Consider the following 409-nt stretch of genomic DNA (forward strand, 5'->3'; position numbering starts at 1 on the left):
CGCAGCAGGCGCGGAAGCCGATGCGCGCCGCGGTCTTGAAGGCCATCTCATTGGAGTCGACGGAATGATACGAGCCGTCGAACACCGTGCACTTGATGTCCACCATGGGGTACCCCGCGAGGAAGCCCTCTTCCATGGCCTCGCGCACGCCCTTATCCACCACCGGGATGAGGCCGTTGGGACTGGCGCCGCCCTTGATCTCGTCCACGAACTCGTAGCCCTCGCCGGGGATGGGGGCCAACCTCAGCCAGCAGTCGCCGAACTGGCCGGCGCCGCCGGTCTGCTTCTTGTGACGGCCCTGGGCCTCGGCCTGATTGGTAATGGTCTCGCGGTAGGGGATGCGCACGGGCACGAGCTTCGCCTCCACGCCGGACTGCTCCTTCAAGCGCCCGATCAGCATGTCTACCTG

The 409-nt window shown here is 66.3% G+C and carries 1 pseudogene; it reads right to left on the reverse strand.

Going from position 1 to position 409, the window contains the following annotated elements:
• A pseudogene (locus NE591_RS12840) lies at nt 1–409 on the reverse strand (elongation factor G); the annotation flags it as partial.

This window comes from Adlercreutzia sp. DFI.6.23 (genome assembly GCF_024462535.1).
Taxonomy (GTDB): Bacteria; Actinomycetota; Coriobacteriia; order Coriobacteriales; family Eggerthellaceae; genus Adlercreutzia; species Adlercreutzia rubneri.